We start from the raw sequence: 15,607 nt of genomic DNA, 5'->3' as shown, positions 1-15,607 counted from the left end.
CAAATGGGTTATACCATAATCTACTTCTCGCCTGCTTTCGTCTTAATTGACACTCAATTAGATCTTTAAGGTCTAGCTTAAAAGATCTAAACACGTACCTAAGAGCCCTAAACCTAGGCGCTCCCATTATATGTATTTTACTCTCGATTCCCATAAGTGAAGTAAGGGTCTTGTAGTAACGAAGATGCACATTTTTGCGGGAAATGAATAAATATAACATTGAACAAGCAGTAAAACTTAAAGTACTATAAAGGATAAATTGCAATTACTCATTTCGCAACAGGTTAAGTACAGCCGCTTTTACTAACAATGATAAAAACGCCTAGTTTAGTTTACAGTACCTTTATTCATAGAGCGCTTTCATATTTAAAACTGATTATTAATTTAAATGAAGCAATATCTCTAAATAGACTTAACAAACAGGCATTGCTACAATCAAACTTTGTTTTACGAAAACATCTTGCCTAAGTAATGAAAACTAACCAACCAAAAATTAGAAAACCAATTACTGGCAATATCCTTGTAGTACTTCCCAAATTTATTGGAGATGCAGTTAACTGTACTCCCGCCCTTCAGTTAATTCAAAAACAGTACCCAAATTATAAAATATTATTACTTGTTCGCCCATATTTAGCAGAGCTATTTGGAAGAGAAACACGCTACTCAATCATAATTGATGAGCGCTTTCATGAGTCACAGCCCATTTCAATGTTAAGCCAAGCAAAAAAGCTAAAATCTGAACATATTGAGTTAGCCATTATTATGCGTAGCTCTTTATCTGAGGCTGTTTTATGCTTTTTAGCACGTATAAAGTACCGTATAGGTTATGCTAAAAATGGCCGAACACCACTGTTAACACACAGCTTAAAACTTAACCCTAATCATCACTATATATACCGCTATTGTAGACTAATAAATGAACCTCATGGCGACCCTTTTTCAACTATACCGAAAACCCATCTAGTCAAAAAACATAGTGATTTAATCAAGCAAAAAAATAACAAGGCTATCGGAGTATATTTTGGCGGTAAAAATAAAAAGCTACGCCATTACCCTCATGATTTTGCCCTTGAAAGCCTTAAGATAATCATTAAAAATACTAACTGCTGTTTTTATCTGTTTGGTGATCCTACGGAAGTTGAAGATGTAAAACAACTACATGAACAGCTTATGAAGCAAAATATAGATTCTATAATGCTGGCTGGAAAAACATCAATTGCAACAATGGTAGATGCTATTGGCGCTTTAGATTTAATGATAAGTATTGATTCAGGTCCCATGCATATTGCTGCAGCACTCAATATACCTATAATACCAATCGTTGGTCTAGGTACGTCACCATGGAGTATAGTGGCACCCAAGACCTTGAATCAATTAGCATTAGTAGCAAATGGTTCTCAGCTAATTGAAGATGAAATAATTAAGGCGATAAAACCGATAGACATAGCAAACTCCGTGCAAAAGCTTTTACGTTAATTAGATCTTAATAATCTGAGCTCTTAATGGTGCCATCTTCGCTAAAATTTGATTTTGTACCGAATGACTTATCTGCTGTTCATTCATAGCATTAATAAGTAAATCGACCACGCGGTTAAAATCAGCTTCTGTGATATGCATCCCAGTATGAATATCCACCATGCTATCGCCTTTATATTCACATGAGCCATTGGTCAAAGCACACAGATGAGAGATAAATCCCGCTCGAAAGTGCGCAACATTAGCATGACTAAAGTAAGGTAAGATAATTTCATCGTTACCTATTTGATTAATGAAACTATCAACTAGACGTGTAATTCCCGCTTTACCATCTAACTGTTGGTATAAGGTTAATTTTGATGCAGAAGTGCATGCCGCTAATGTGCATATAAATAGTAAAACTAGAACGGCTTTCATTACCAATAACCTGTGACAGATAAATACCAACCGGCTTGATCTTTTGCACCTGCAATACTACCTAACCCCAGCCAAGCCGCAGTAACACTAACATGCTTGTTAGGCATCCACGCAACAAATAAGTCTTGCCAATCTTGTTCTCCTAAACCAAGGTTATTAGACTTTTGCCGGTATTCAATACCCACTGCAATATCACGACTTAAAAAAACGGCGGTGCTGCCTTCAAATAAAAGCTCTTTATTTGCATCTTTACCACCAAAACCTAACAGACCCAGCTGATTGGCATCACTGTAACGCGTAGTTATATTCCAAAACCAGTTGTAACCGGCAATAGCGCCTAAGTGTAGCTTACTTGCAGCAAGGTAAATATCTGTTCCTGAAGTCTCTTGAGCGCCCACAAGGGTTGCAACAGTGCCGTCATCAAGTGATTTATATTGTACACCCAAACTTAGCTGCGGCCATTGGCTGTAAACAATGTCACCATATAGCCGAACTTTGGCTGCAGTTATTGATTGCTCTATTTGCGTATCAAGAGCGGGCACATCAAAGTTTTGCTGTGCATAACTGAGTTCAACACGGTTAAATAAATTTACTTGCGCGCCGCACACGTCTAACTGGTAATCGGTCACATCGGCACGACTACAAAAACCGTTTATTGCAAATTCTTCATCACTGGCATAACCTGCCAATTGTGCCCAAGGCACTATACCTCCCCCGGCGCTTCCTTCAATCTGAGAGACTCCCGGCGTGGCAAGTAACTTTCCCTGTGCAGCAACAAGGTTAAATGAGTATACGCAAAAGAGTAAACCCACTACCGTTTTAAGCCAATTCATTGTATTGCTCCAACCAGTGCTCGAATAACTCAGCCTTAAGTGGACGGCTCAAGTAATAGCCCTGAACATGGTCACATTGCATGTCCGTTAATAACGCTAATGAGCCTTGAGTTTCAACCCCTTCCGCCACAACGGAAAAGCCTAATTGATGGCCCAGAGTGATCGTTGATTTTACAATGAACTGATCTTTTTCTGATTCATCTAGTTTTAAGATAAAACACTTATCGAGTTTTAGCTCATCAATTGGCAACATTTTTAATCGCCCTAAAGATGTTTGCCCAACCCCGTAATCATCTAACGAGATTTTTACTCCAATAGCTTTTAGGCTCTCTAATGCTTGAATGCCTTTTTCTTCGTTTTCAATCATATCGCGCTCGGTCAGTTCGATTGTGATCAATGCTGGTGCCACTGAGTAACTCTTTAATGTTTTAACTAAATTTGCATGAAAACCTGGATAAGCAATATCTTGAGCCGAAACATTAATAGCAGCTTGCATTAAAATACCCTTTTGTTTCCACAAACCCACTTGCTTTACAACAGTACTTATAACCCACTCAGTCAGCTCAACGATCAGTCCAGATTGCTCAGCAAGATCGATAAATAGCTCAGGTGAAACCCAACTGCCGTCTTTTCGCTGCCAACGGATCAAGGATTCCACTTTATCAATTTGTTGAGTGGTAATATTTAACTTAGGTTGATAGGTCATAAATAATTGACCGTCATCATCACTGATAGCCTGTTTCAGTTCATCTATCATGCGTAAACTTTCAAGATGCTCTTCATCTTCACCATCTTGATAGTAATGAATACTTTCGTGATCATTCGAGGCACTATCAACCGCGATAAGAACCCGACGTATCAAATCATCTGCTTGCAGCCCCTGCTCTGGGTAATTAACCACCCCGGCACTAAAGCGTAAATTGATATTTAATTTTTGAATGGTATAGCAAGCTTGTAACTGCTCCATTAAGCCAGGTATCCCCGACTTTATATTTTGGCTGGTCAAGGTCGGAAATACGGTTAAAAACTCATCCCCACCAATTCGTGCATGAAAACCGCCTAACTCATCCGAGAACTCAGCAATGCGACAGGCCACCGCTTTTAAACAATCATCCCCTACTCGTGGCCCAAGTTTATCATTAATATGGCGTAGCCCCCGAATATCAATAGCCACTAAGGTGTATGCTTGCGCCTCATAGAGAGAGTCACTGAGCACTTCGAGCATCGCCGAACGGTTATAAAAGCCAGTTAATGAATCATGTTTTGCCGCAAAACTAATTTGCTGCTCACGTTCGTTGATGTCGTTACCCATGTTTTTAAACGCATCAATCAAGGTTTTTATTTCGCTACTTTGTTTGATACTCATTGCCTCAACACTGTAATTACCGCGCGCAAACTGGCGTGCTAAACTGGCTAATTGCGACAATGGCATTGTTAAGTTTTTTGCTAACAAACTACTGGTGATGATGCCTATCACTATCGTTAATGCAGCTAACGAGATCAGCGTAAAAAATAGCTTTTCAAACTCGGTATAACTTTGTGATAGGTCAGCACTGAGTAAAACGCTGACGGGGTGTTCTTTTAATGAGGCTAAATGCAAATCACGATTGCGATAAATCGGTTGTTCACCAAAAATACGTGAGGTCGTTGCTTGGTGAAAATAACTATTTGGCACAAAAGGCGTTGGCCGTGATACCAGCGAACTGCGAACAACACCATCATTTTGCGCGATAAAGCTAACGTCCATTCCTGTTAGGTTTTTCAGTTCACCAGCAACTTCATCACTGATTTTAAACCCGACTAAACTATAAGCCACCGTTCTCGGCGCTCGCACAGGCAATAATATAACTTGATATAATTGGCCATCGAGTACCACAAAGCTTGATTGCTCTGAGTTAGTTAATAACTCATTCATTAATTGCTTAAGGTCATTGCCAAAGTTTTGATCTGGCTTATTTGATGAAATTAATTTACCTGACAAATCTAGTAACAGCATTATATCTGCATTTATACGCTGACTATGATTATATAAAACACTACTGATCGTATCTGCGTCTCGAGTAGCCACAGCGCCTTTGAAACCAAAATCCGATGTCAAAACTTTTGCAGCCGTTAATAACAAACTCTCTTTTGCTGTTAAGTACTGCTTGTAGACCCCTTCGGCCACATCAATATCTCGGGTAACCTTTTTCTCATTGAACTGACTTGTAGACCACCAAAAACTAGCCAAACTCACTATGGTAGTTAATAAAACCAACCCCACACAGAGAATAATAATGCGGTTTTTTAAACTATTGGTCATTATTGGCCTTAAACTTATTACCAAATGTATTTCGTGGCGCTGGAGGGTCTATATTAATGATAATAGCTAAACTACCAACTGTATTTTCTGTTATCGCTAATGATGCCTTCTCTTCTAGAGACATTGACTGGAGTGGATGCCAAAAGCTCAGTTCAACAGGTAACGAAACATTATTTAAGCGCACTAGGCCAGTGTCATCACTTTGATATGTTTGCGCGCTATTTGTGACATAGATATAACCCACCATAGAATCATGAATGTTACAACCAAGGACCACAACGCCTTCATTATCAAACAATACAGGTTGCTCAGGCTGCCCTGAGTAAAGCTTTAATTGAAATGGTTTTGCTTTAGAGAATGAATATACATGATGACGTATATTATCACTATTTGGAAAGTTAACCTGTTGCCCCTGCTGGGCTATCAGTAAAGTGGGCGAAAAATGTTTATCCACCTGATCCATAGTTAAAACGGGTAAATCAGCCACTATAGGCGGCTTTACAGATCCGGTTACTTCAACCACAGAATTGGCAAGCGGCGCACCAAACTGATCCGTTATCTTTAGCGTTAATTCAGCAGCAAGCGTAACGGCTGAGAATAATAAGATACTCAACATCGCTATGCCTTGAGTTACCACTCCTTGCCAGATCATTTTTACTACCTTTGTCAGTGAGTAATCACATAAACATTATTATTAGAATATGTTTACGTTAATTGAAGAGTGGCTTTGATTGCAAGAATAAAAGCCCTGTTACACTAAATAATAGTAAAACATTGGGCTTTTGGAAGTCGCTTGATAAGTAGCTAATAATTAAGACTGAGTGATAAGGCCGTATTGCTCATCAAGAATCGCAATAACTTCACCACGAGGGTCAACGGGTATCATGATATCTTGGCCAACTATTTTACTCGCTATGCCCACATAAGTGTCAGACACTGCAAGCATTACAGACTCAGGTAGTACGTATTCTTGTGCTAACTGCTCACGTTCATCCATGCGATCTTTATTTAACAATATATCGCTATCTGGCACATTATTAATTAATAACTGACGGAAGCCCTCTTTTGAGTTTTCAACGATTTTGCCATCGCGATAAGCTGTTCCATCCCAAATACGTGATGAATCAGGTGTACCCACTTCATCGATATAAATCAGTTTGTTTGTTCCATCTACATCTTCTACATAACCAAACTCAAATTTGGTATCGACAAAAATTTGGTCAAGCTTCGCAAGCTCTGCGCTTATTAAGCCAAAGCCTTCTGTTAATAGTTTTTCGTACTGAGCAACATCATCTTCAGACTTGAAGTTAAACACGGCCAAATTATTCGTGATGTTTTCACGTGTGATATTTACATCATCCACTTCTGGGATTTCAGCAACACCGGTAATAATCCCTTTTGTAGAAGGAGTGATTAACACGTTATCTAACTTTTGGTTAGCCGTTAACCCTTCTGGTAGCTCTAAGCCACAAAAATTACGTACACCCTTACTGTAATCACGCCACATGCTGCCTGTAATGTATTGACGCGCTATCGCTTCAACTTTGACAGTACTTGCTTTGCGCACAATCCACACATATGGGTGAGGAATATCAACAATGTGATTACCCGCCAGACCAGCTTGATCAAATAATTTAAACCAATGTGATGCCACTGTGTTTAATGCAATACCTTTTCCTGGCACACCATTTAATCCATTTTCACCTTGCCAAATGCAATCAAACGCAGAGATACGATCAGAAATTACCATAATGGCAAGTTCTGTTCCTTCAGGTACTTTGTAGCCTTTTTCACTAATTAAACGAGCACTGTCTTCGTCAGTTAACCAATAAACTGAACGTACTTTACCACTGTGAACAGGGCCTTTTGTACGAATGGGTAAGTCATCGTTTACGTCTAAAACTTTATAGCTAGTCATGCTATCTCCGGATAATGGCATGCCCATAATGAGCACAAGTATGGTATTGGGGTTATAAGGTGCTAATAATAATCGAGACGAGCTAAAAGCTCAATCTCTGCTCTTTTATACATTACACAGAATTAAGATATAAAGCGTAACTTAACTGTAATTTTGCTGTCACAAACAATATAACGTTATAATGTAAATCTTATCATTGGAGGACAGTACTTGGACTATTTAGCTGCTACTAAAAATAAGAAATATTTAATGTATATTTCACAAAATTATTCTTATGCTATCTTGCGACCTTTACAACAAAAAATACTGGCCCAAGGGGGAGAAGTATGTTGGTTTTTGGAAGGAAATGAAGTTACACCCAATTTCTTAAAGGCTAACGAGCAACGACTAGTAACCATTGATGAAGTCATTAGGTGGTCCCCAGATGTCTCATTCATCCCAGGCAATGTTATACCCTCTTTCATACCCGGCATAAAGGTAGGTCTATTTCATGGGTTCAATTCAGGTAAACGCAACCGAAGAGGCTTTGAAGATCACTTTAATATCAGAGGATGTTTTGACCTTTACTGCACCCAAGGCCCTAACACCACCACTAAATTTGAACAACTCTCAAAACAGCATAAACACTTTGCGGTAAAAGAAACAGGTTGGCCAACATTAGATCCACTTTTTAGTCCAAACAGTAAAAGTAGCTATTCGCAGCCAAATGATAAAAGAAAAACACTATTAATTTGCTCAACTTTTTCCCGCAATTTGTCGCTCGCTCCGAAACTTTATCAAGCAATAAAAATGTTTAGTGAGCAAGGTAAATGGCGAATCTTAGTGCAATTTCATCCAAAAATGCCTTCAGAGCTAGTCACTAAATATCAAGCACTTGAGAATACTAACCTAACTTTTATTGAAACAGATAACGTGTTGCCACTTTTGAAAGCTGCAGATGTCATGTTGTGTGATACTTCATCTATTTTATTAATGTTTATTCTACAGCGTAAGCCCGTTGTTACATTTTGCAACCAAGCACCTGGTAACCATCTAATTAATGTTACTGATCCTAATAAGGTAGAAGCAGCAATTGAGTTTGCCCTAACCCACCCGCCTCAACTGATGGATAACATAGAGTCTTTCTGTCAACAGCTTCATCCATACCAAGATGGCTTATCTAGTGAGCGTGTACTTGCAGCAAGCAATGAATTACTATTAACTCCTCCACCACTAAAGCCAAAACCACTAAACTTAATTCGAAACCTGAAAATGCGTAAAAAATTAAAATATTGGCGTTGGTAATAAATACTGGGTAGATTTTTATGATCACACTTAATAATGTGCTGTTTAAATGGCACAAGCAACAAGCAAAGCCCACGCTTAGTATCCAAACATTAAAGATTGCCGATGGTGAACATGTATTTTTACATGGGCCGAGCGGCTCTGGTAAATCAACTTTATTGTCATTGCTTGCTGGAATCAATATTGCCGACTCAGGCTCAATTAAACTATTAAATACAAATTTAACGGCTTTGAGTAACCGTAAACGTGATGTTTTTCGCTCTGATCATATAGGTTATATTTTTCAAAATTTTAATTTACTTCCTTATCTATCCCCGCTTGAAAATGTGATGTTGGGTTGCCAGTTTTCAAAAAACCGTCAACGCAAAGCACTACAACAAAGTGCTTCTTTAGAACAAGAAGCTACACGACTGTTAAATGCGCTTGGCCTTACCAACGAACACCACCAGCAAAGCGTGGCTGATTTAAGTATTGGCCAACAACAACGTGTTGCTGCTGCTCGCGCTTTCATAGGTAGCCCCGAATTAATCATAGCCGATGAACCGACATCTGCACTCGATGCAAATAACCGAACTGCATTTATCGAATTGCTATTTGCGCAAGCCAACATTGCAGGTAGCACTTTAGTGTTTGTCAGTCATGACACAAGCTTACAATCTCTGTTTAACCGCACAATTAGTTTAACTGCGCTCACGGAGCAAGCAGCATGATATTAATTAAGCTTGCATATAAGAGCCTACTAAACCGCCGTGGCAGTGCTTTTTTAACCCTGTTTACCATTGCCATTAGCGTGATGCTATTGCTAAGCATAGAGCGAGTGCGGGTTGATGCTAAAAGCAGTTTTAGTAATACAATCTCGGGCACGGATCTCATTGTTGGCGCGCGCACTGGTGATATTCAGTTATTACTGTCGTCAGTATTTCGCATTGGCCACGCCAATAACGGAGTCAGCTGGCAGAGTTACCAATATATTAAGCAGCAACGGGGCGTAGCATGGACCATTCCACTGTCTCTTGGTGACAGTCATAAAGGTCAAGCCGTACTAGGTACCACTCTAGATTATTTTACACATTACAAATACGGTAAAAAACAACCGCTAAACTTTAGCCAAGGCGCTGCATTTAGCCATTTAAATGAAGTGGTGATAGGCAGTGAAATCGCCAATAAACTAAACTACCAACTTGGCGATAAAGTGGTTATTTCCCATGGCATGGGCAATACCAGCTTTCACCACCACGACGATAACCCATTTACCGTAGTCGGTATTTTAAAAGCCACAGGCACGCCAGTTGATAAAACCTTGCACATTCCGCTTGCTGCCATCGAGCTAATTCACGGCGGGGGTCACTCTGCTGAGTCAGAGCATGACCATGACCATGACCATGACCATGACCATGACCATGACCATGACCATGACCATGACCAGCATGAAGACCTAACCGGAGAGCCGAAACAAATTACAGCGTTTTTAATGGGCTTTGACTCGCCTTTATACACGTTACAAGTGCGTCGTAATATTAACCAATATAAACCTGAAGCACTGTTGGCAATTATGCCTGGCGTAACATTACGTGAGCTGTGGGAAATGCTCTCAATAGTCGAAAAAATCTTACTGTTATTTTCATCAATTGTGGTGCTGGTAAGTCTGCTTGGAATGTTAACAACACTTTTAGCTAGCTTAAACCAACGCCGCCGTGAACTGGCAATATTACGCTCTGTAGGTGCCAGACCTTGGCACTTGTTCTCACTTATTAGTATAGAATCTCTGCTAATCACCTTACTCGGTTGCTTATTAGGCTGTGGCTTATTTTATACGCTAATGAGCGTAACTGCAGGCTTGTTACAAAGTCATGGCGGTATCTCAGTCACAATCAACATGCTTTCACACTATGAACTGATGTTGATCGGCGCTATTATGGCAGCCGGTTTTATCGTCGGCCTTATTCCTGCGACCCGTGCTTATTTCTACTCCCTTGCCGATGGCATGAGCATCAAAATTTAAGAGGAACACCATGCAGTATATTCAAAAACTTAGCTTTGTGAGCTTGGTTATTATTAGCTTAGCAGTGAGCTTTTTCGCTCGCGCTAATGCACCAAAAGAAATATTTTGGGAAGACCTAATCCCTCAAGGCCATGTGCAAATTGATACCCAAGACCAAGCAAACCATGAAGGCAGTGAGCAAAACTGGGTGCAACCCGATCTTGATGCGCCGGTCGTAAAAGAGCTCGACGGACAATCAGTGAGTTTACCGGGTTTTGTGGTACCACTTGAAGGTGACAGCGAAGTCATCACCGAGTTTTTACTGGTGCCATATTTTGGTGCCTGTATTCACGTACCACCACCGCCACCTAATCAGATTGTTCACGTCACTATTAAAGGCGGCGTACCAATCGAAAGTTTATATGATGCTATTGTTGTCACCGGCATTATCAGCACCGAAACATGGAGCGGCGACATCGCCCAAGTTGGCTATAAAATAAAAGCCGTTGGCGTCGCTCCGTTTGAACTTTAAAAAAGCTACAAACACAAAAAAGCCCGCAGTGTTAACTGCGGGCTTTTTTTAGAATGAGTGAGTCAGCCTATAAGCCGGGTTCTGTTCTTTCCGAAGAAAGCGATAATCATTCGTCTAGGCCATAAATCGCTCTATGGCTCAAGCAACCTACCCGGTTCTCACGTGGGCCACGCGTTCATTATTTAAAATGATAGAACCCTATTTGGTCTTGCTCCGAGTGGAGTTTACCTTGCAACCGACTATTACTAGCGGCCCGGTGCGCTCTTACCGCACCCTTTCACCCTTACCAACCGAAGTTGGCGGTCTCCTCTCTGCTGCACTTGTCGTGGGCTCACGCCCCCCAGCCGTTAGCTGGCACTCTGCCCTGTGGAGCCCGGACTTTCCTCCCCCTGCGCATTTTCGTTGCAGGCAGCGATTATCTTGGCTGACTCGGCGCGCAGTATACCTGAGCTTGATGCTGTGTGCAGTAAAGAATTAGCCTTTTTCGTCAATTATCGTCTTATACAGGGCGTTTTTCTTCATACCAAAGTAATCGGCCACAATACCGCAGGCTTTTTTCATCGGCATTTCACTTTCAAGTAAGGCTAGCATTTTACGTGCTTCAGGTGGAATATCTGTGGCGAGCTTAGGCTTGCCCGGTAGCATCAAAACAATTTCACCACGCTGTTTAGTGGGGTCATCAGTTAGAAACTGCTTTAGCTCAGTAACCGTGCCAGTAAAAAAGGTTTCAAAGGTTTTAGTTAGCTCTTTAGCAAACACTACCTGCTGTTCACTACCAAGGGCGCTCTCTAAATCATCAAGACTGGCCATAATACGGTGCGTGCTTTCGTACATTATACTGGTAATGCCTGAATTTACGGCTTCGATGAAGAAGTCTTGGCGGGCTTTACTTTTTGCCGGAGTAAAACCAATAAATTGAAAACGATCTGTCGGTAATCCAGAGCAACATACCGCGGTAATTGCTGCGCAGGCCCCTGGCACTGGTGTTACATGGGCACCTTGCTCACGACATAAATTAACTACCGCATAACCTGGGTCACTAATTAAAGGTGTACCAGCGTCTGAAACCAGTGCGATATTTAACCCTTGGTTTAACTGATCTATTATTTGCTGCGCTTTTTGCTTTTCATTATGGTCATGTAAAGCAAACGTTTTTGCTTTAATACCAAAGTGACTGAGCAACTTACCTGTATGGCGAGTGTCTTCAGCAGCGATTAAGTCAACCTGCGATAAGGTCGCGATTGCACGCTGACTTAAGTCGTCAAAATTGCCAATTGGGGTGGCAACGATGTAAAGAGTGCCGATTTTATCTGAATTCTCCTCATTTAACATTGAGGTCTCCTGCGTCAGTCAGTAATATAAGCAAATCGCGTTAACGTATTGGGAAATCATTGTGCGACTTAAACTTGTTAGTCTATTAATTATATTGTCAGGGTTATCGGCCTGTAGTACAACCGAAAAACCGACTAAAACCACTGAAAATCTCAGTTCAGCTAATAGTACGGCACAAATTCAAGCGACTGATGCACAATCAATGTACCAACTTGCGTTAAATCGCCAAGGTGCAGATAAAATTCAGTTACTTTACAGTGCGCGTGATGCAGCTATAGAAGAGCAACGTTGGCCACTACTGGAACAAATATGTACTGAGCTTGAACAAACGCCATCGGTTGATCAAGTGCAAAATAAACTCTATACCGCGTTTGCACAAAAGCAGCAGAGTAAAAATACCTTAGCGCTGGAAATGCTTGCCAGTTTAAATAACCAATTAACACAACCTGAGCATTTTGCTTGGCATCAGTATTTAACCGCAAGTATCTATGCTTCACAAAATTTACCCAAACAAGCCGCTCCTTACTTTTTTAGAGCATCAGAGACCGCTAGTAAAAATGGCTTAACCATCCCTGATCTCAATAAAGCCCTTTGGCAAAACTTACAACAACTTTCATCTTATGCATTAGAGCGCTTTAATCGTGGCTCGGTGGTACAGCAAGGCTGGGTCAATCTAGCTTTATACCACCAAGTTTATTTAGGTGCACCAGTTGAATTAGACCAAGCCATAAATAATTGGCAACGTCGTTACCCAACTCATCCGGCGATGGCAGTCCTGCCAAAAAGAGCCGCTGAGCTTATCGCTATTGAACCAATAAATATTGAACGCTTAGTTGTACTGTTACCACAATCAGGTGCGAATGAACGCTTAGGCGATGCCATAAAAGCAGGGGTTATGGCTGCTCTAGACAGAAGCAACATCGCCGAGACAGTTTTCCTAGATGAAATGCTAACAACCACTGAGTTAGAAGCCAAGCTTGCAGAGCTAAAACCTAACTTTGTTATTGGCCCTTTGCTCAAAGCAAATATTGATAAGCTAGCCACAGAGCAAACTTTAATCGATTACCCTGCGCTACATTTAAATTCATTTGAAGGACAGCGCACTTCTGGGCAACATTTCTTTTTTGCTCTAAAGCCAGAACATGAAGTGCAACAAGCTCTTGAGCATTTTTTAGCTCAAGGCTACCAAAAGCCCATGCTACTTGCGCCAAACAGTAGTGCTGGCCAACGTTTAGTTGATTATTTTAATATGCAGTGGCAACGTTACAGTGAAACCAAGCCTCAAATAGGCTTATATACCAGTAAAAAAGACATGCCTACAACTATTGCAGGTTTGCTTGAAGTTGATAAGTCAAAAGAGCGTATTGCAACCGTTAAATCACTATTTAAGCAAGAAGTGGAAAGTGAGACTCGCTCACGCCGTGATGTAGATGTTATTTACATTTTGGGTGATGCCATAGAGACTCGTTTAATCAAACCTTATTTAGACGTCAATGTGAGTACTTTTGCAGAGCGTATTCCACTGTATGCCAGCTCTAAAAGCCATAGTAAGCAAATCGATAGAACCGATAAAGGTGACTTAGATGGTTTATATTTCACTGAGTTACCTTGGATGCTAAGTGCACAAGTGGCAAACCAAACCTTACGCCAGCAATATAATTCGCTTTGGCCAGAGCAAGTAGATATTAGCCAACGGTTATTTGCTATGGCGTATGACTCTGTTGCTATGCTCAATGATATTACTCAGCTCAGTATGATCCCAGGTAGGCAATATACGGGTTTAACGGGTCAATTAAGTATTACCAGTGATGGCCAGATAAACCGTCAGCTGAATTGGGCGCAGTATAAAAATAAACAAATTAAACCCGTACAGCTAAAAACTCAGGCTCCGGTACCATTATTTATGCAAACCGCTGCGGCTGAATAATTAACAATAAGACAAGGATGTGTCATGTCGTGGTTCAAACAACTGTGGCAAAATAGCCGAGAAAAAGGGCAGTACTATGAGCTGCAAGCGCAGAAGTATTTGCAGCAACAAGGGTTAATCCCGCTAGAGCGCAACTATAACTGCCCCTATGGTGAGCTTGATGTGATAATGCGTGACGGCGATACGCTGGTATTTGTTGAAGTTAAATTTCGCGCGAGCAATGCCAAAGGTGGTGCAATGCATGCCCTAGGCAAACAAAAGCAACAGCGCTTAAAGCGTACAATATATCATTATTTGGCAGCAAAGAAGCTAACAAATCAAGCGCTAAGAATCGACTTTGTTGCTATAACAGGCGACAGCGCACAACAACTTAATTGGATAAAAAACGTATTCTAATATGCAAGATACTATAAAAGAGATTTTTACAGAAAGCATTCAAGTGCAAATTGCCGCTGGCGAAGTATTACCAAGCGCTTTAGAAGCTGCGGCTTTTACCATTGCACAGAGCCTTATTAACGGTAATAAGCTAATTTGCTGCGGTACGGCAAGCTGTCATATGCTTGCACAACACATGGCTGGCGTACTGATCAACTTTTACGAAACTGAGCGCCCTTGCCTGCCTGCAATTGCTTTATCGCAAGAGAACATAAATTTAGGGCAAAGCAACCAAAGTGATGATCACGAAACATTTGCACGACAAATTCGTGCCTTTGCGCAGCAGGGTGATTTACTACTGGTATTAGCCAGCAACGGCAACGAAAAAAACATCATTTCAGCAGTGGAAGCTGCACTGACCAAAGACATGAAAGTCATAGTAATGGTGGGTGATGATGGTGGCGAACTCGTTGGCCTGTTAGGCGCCAATGACGTAGAGATACGCGTTCCTTCTAAACGCCCTAGTCGTATTATTGAGTCTCACTTAGTCAATCTTCACTGCTTAAGTGAACTTATCGATTTAACCCTATTTCCACAGGAAGAAAGTTAATGTTCAAGCAGTCTCTTATAGTTATGGGTACAGTTTTATTATTACAAGGCTGTGCCGCTGCTGTTGTAGCAGGTACCGCAGGTGCTGTTACAGCTGCAAACGATCGCCGTACTTTAGGCTCGCAAATAGACGATAATAACATTGAAATTAAAAGCGGTATCGCTATCAATGAGGTAGAGCGCTTAAAAGAGCATGCTAACCTAAATGCGATTAGTGTGAATGGTATTGTGTTGTTAATTGGTCAAGTTGCCAATCAAGAAATGAAAGACGAAGCGCAAAATGCCATAGCGGATATTGACGGCATTCGCAAAATTCATAACCAAATTCGTATTGGCTCTAATATCAGTATGAGCACTAAAACTCATGACTCTTGGCTAACCTCTAAAGTAAAAACCCAATTACTGACCACTAATAATATAAGCAGTAATAATATTAAAGTCATTACCGAAAATGGCGAAGTATTTTTAATGGGCTTAGTAACAGATGCCGAGGCTAACAAAGCGGTTGAGGTTGCTCGTAATGTGTCTGGTGTTGAGCGGGTTATAAAAGTATTCGAGTATTTATAAGGTTATTTATTAGAGCGCTGAGCTTTAAAACTAAAAAGGCGGGAATGAATCCCG

Annotated in this window: 15 protein-coding genes and 1 other RNA gene; 9 read left to right on the top strand and 7 right to left on the bottom strand. The window is 40.8% G+C overall.

The genetic code is table 11. The annotated features are described in order from the left end of the window. The first annotated feature begins 471 nt into the window (after positions 1-471). Positions 472-1,476, top strand: coding sequence for a glycosyltransferase family 9 protein (locus NQT69_RS18335; RefSeq protein WP_256829103.1), 1,005 nt, complete (start codon positions 472-474; stop codon positions 1,474-1,476). On the opposite strand, the gene NQT69_RS18330 is transcribed toward NQT69_RS18335, so the two are convergent. From NQT69_RS18330 to NQT69_RS18310, 5 genes are all read right to left on the bottom strand, one after another. After that, positions 1,477-1,893, bottom strand: coding sequence for a group I truncated hemoglobin (locus tag NQT69_RS18330; protein WP_256829102.1), 417 nt, complete (start codon positions 1,891-1,893; stop codon positions 1,477-1,479). It lies immediately after the preceding gene. Next, complete coding sequence (locus tag NQT69_RS18325) at positions 1,893-2,726, bottom strand: DUF3034 family protein (protein ID WP_256829101.1); 834 nt, start codon at positions 2,724-2,726, stop codon at positions 1,893-1,895. The genes NQT69_RS18330 and NQT69_RS18325 overlap by 1 nt, the downstream gene beginning before the upstream one ends. After that, the gene (locus NQT69_RS18320; RefSeq protein WP_256829100.1) at positions 2,713-5,028 is read right to left on the bottom strand and encodes a bifunctional diguanylate cyclase/phosphodiesterase; all 2,316 of its coding nucleotides are present in this window, start codon (positions 5,026-5,028) and stop codon (positions 2,713-2,715) included. The genes NQT69_RS18325 and NQT69_RS18320 overlap by 14 nt, the downstream gene beginning before the upstream one ends. Continuing rightward, positions 5,018-5,680: a methylamine utilization protein gene (locus NQT69_RS18315; RefSeq protein ID WP_256829099.1), complete on the bottom strand. Its 663-nt coding sequence runs from the start codon at positions 5,678-5,680 to the stop codon at positions 5,018-5,020. Before NQT69_RS18315 ends, NQT69_RS18320 begins: the two co-directional genes overlap by 11 nt. 159 nt (positions 5,681-5,839) lie before the next feature. Next, positions 5,840-6,946, bottom strand: a complete 1,107-nt coding sequence (locus NQT69_RS18310; protein ID WP_256829098.1) for a phosphoribosylaminoimidazolesuccinocarboxamide synthase — start codon at positions 6,944-6,946, stop codon at positions 5,840-5,842. Positions 6,947-7,195: 249 nt separating this feature from the next. Here NQT69_RS18310 and NQT69_RS18305 point away from each other — a divergent pair, with 249 nt between their 5' ends. Genes NQT69_RS18305 through NQT69_RS18290 form a run of 4 tightly spaced genes read left to right on the top strand, consistent with a single transcriptional unit; the run spans position 7,196 to position 10,743 of the window. After that, positions 7,196-8,230, top strand: a complete 1,035-nt coding sequence (locus NQT69_RS18305; protein WP_256829097.1) for a CDP-glycerol glycerophosphotransferase family protein — start codon at positions 7,196-7,198, stop codon at positions 8,228-8,230. A gap of 20 nt (positions 8,231-8,250) precedes the next feature. Next, complete coding sequence (locus NQT69_RS18300; RefSeq protein ID WP_256829096.1) at positions 8,251-8,940, top strand: ABC transporter ATP-binding protein; 690 nt, start codon at positions 8,251-8,253, stop codon at positions 8,938-8,940. After that, positions 8,937-10,232: an ABC transporter permease gene (locus tag NQT69_RS18295; protein WP_256829095.1), complete on the top strand. Its 1,296-nt coding sequence runs from the start codon at positions 8,937-8,939 to the stop codon at positions 10,230-10,232. The genes NQT69_RS18300 and NQT69_RS18295 overlap by 4 nt, the downstream gene beginning before the upstream one ends. 10 nt (positions 10,233-10,242) lie before the next feature. Continuing rightward, positions 10,243-10,743, top strand: coding sequence for a DUF3299 domain-containing protein (locus NQT69_RS18290; RefSeq protein WP_256829094.1), 501 nt, complete (start codon positions 10,243-10,245; stop codon positions 10,741-10,743). 54 nt (positions 10,744-10,797) lie between these two features. Here NQT69_RS18290 and rnpB read toward each other — a convergent pair. Then, an RNA gene (gene rnpB / locus NQT69_RS18285) (RNase P RNA component class A) lies at positions 10,798-11,175 on the bottom strand. A 42-nt stretch (positions 11,176-11,217) separates the two neighbouring features. Then, a complete protein-coding gene (gene rsmI / locus NQT69_RS18280; protein ID WP_256829093.1) occupies positions 11,218-12,075 on the bottom strand; it encodes a 16S rRNA (cytidine(1402)-2'-O)-methyltransferase in 858 nt (285 codons plus the stop codon). A 61-nt stretch (positions 12,076-12,136) separates the two neighbouring features. On the opposite strand from rsmI, the gene NQT69_RS18275 reads away from it, so the two are divergent. From NQT69_RS18275 to dolP, 4 genes are read left to right on the top strand one after another with little or no spacing between them, the layout of a single operon-like run. Beyond that, entirely contained in the window at positions 12,137-14,002 is a 1,866-nt protein-coding gene (locus tag NQT69_RS18275) for a penicillin-binding protein activator (protein WP_256829092.1), read from the top strand. A 24-nt stretch (positions 14,003-14,026) separates the two neighbouring features. Beyond that, the gene (locus NQT69_RS18270; RefSeq protein WP_256829091.1) at positions 14,027-14,398 is read left to right on the top strand and encodes a YraN family protein; all 372 of its coding nucleotides are present in this window, start codon (positions 14,027-14,029) and stop codon (positions 14,396-14,398) included. 1 nt (position 14,399) lies between these two features. Beyond that, the gene (locus NQT69_RS18265; protein WP_256829090.1) at positions 14,400-14,987 is read left to right on the top strand and encodes an SIS domain-containing protein; all 588 of its coding nucleotides are present in this window, start codon (positions 14,400-14,402) and stop codon (positions 14,985-14,987) included. Next, positions 14,987-15,553: a division/outer membrane stress-associated lipid-binding lipoprotein gene (dolP, locus tag NQT69_RS18260; RefSeq protein WP_256829089.1), complete on the top strand. Its 567-nt coding sequence runs from the start codon at positions 14,987-14,989 to the stop codon at positions 15,551-15,553. Before NQT69_RS18265 ends, dolP begins: the two co-directional genes overlap by 1 nt. Positions 15,554-15,607: the final 54 nt, after the last annotated feature.

Origin of the sequence: Pseudoalteromonas shioyasakiensis (assembly GCF_024518675.1) — a bacterium.
GTDB classification, from domain to species: domain Bacteria; phylum Pseudomonadota; class Gammaproteobacteria; order Enterobacterales; family Alteromonadaceae; genus Pseudoalteromonas; species Pseudoalteromonas shioyasakiensis_B.
This window is presented reverse-complemented; position numbering and strand designations above follow the sequence as displayed.